This window comes from Pseudomonas sp. P1_F7, from assembly GCF_056405655.1.
Genome location: NZ_JBFUBR010000064.1, coordinates 1 through 928 on the forward strand (window position 1 = coordinate 1; position 928 = coordinate 928).

At 62.8% G+C, this 928-nt stretch carries 1 protein-coding gene; it reads right to left on the reverse strand.

What is annotated here, in order from left to right; translation table 11 throughout:
• Positions 1 to 928, reverse strand: a 928-nt coding sequence (locus AC1D1M_RS31385) for an AMP-binding protein (protein ID WP_477778686.1), incomplete at both ends; no start/stop codon positions are given.

Below are 928 nucleotides of genomic sequence, written 5' to 3' on the forward strand. Positions count from 1 at the left end.
GCCGGCACCACGCCGAAGAACGGACGCGCCGCAGAGCCTGGCTTGAGCGCGTGAGCACCCGGTAGCGGGCTCATCATGTTGCCGCCGGTTTCGGTCTGCCACCAGGTGTCGACGATCGGGCAACGGGACTTGCCGACATTCTTGTAGTACCAGTCCCAGGCTTCCGGGTTGATCGGCTCGCCCACCGAACCCAACAGGCGCAGGCTGCTGCCATCAGCACCTTCAACGGCGGCGGTGCCCGAGGCCATCATGGCGCGGATCGCGGTCGGTGCGGTGTAGAGGATGTTGACCTTGTGCTTGTCGACGATCTTTGCCACCCGGGTGATGTCCGGATAGTTCGGCACGCCTTCGAACAGCAGCGTGGTCGCGCCGTTGGCCAGCGGACCGTAAACGATGTAACTGTGGCCGGTGACCCAGCCGACGTCGGCGGTGCACCAGTAGATTTCACCCGGACGGTAGTCGAACACGCGCTCGTGGGTCATGGCCGCATACAGCAGGTAACCGCCGGTGGTGTGCTGCACGCCCTTCGGCTTGCCGGTGGAGCCGGAGGTATAAAGGATGAACAGCGCTTCTTCGGCGCCCATCTCTTTCGGCGCACACACAGTGCCGGCCACTTTCATCAGGTCCTCGAACCAGATGTCGCGATGCTGGTTCCACTTGATGTCGCCACCGGTGCGCTTGCACACGATGACTTTCTGGATGCTACTGGTTTCCGGGTTGGTCAGCGCGTCGTCGACGTTGGCCTTGAGCGGGATCCTCTTGCCGGCACGAATACCTTCGTCAGCGGTGATCACCACTTTGGATTTGCAGTCGATGATGCGACCGGCCAGGGCTTCCGGCGAGAAACCGCCGAACACCACCGAGTGAATCGCGCCGATCCGGGTACAGGCCAKCATGGCGACCACGGCTTCGGGGATCATCGGCATAT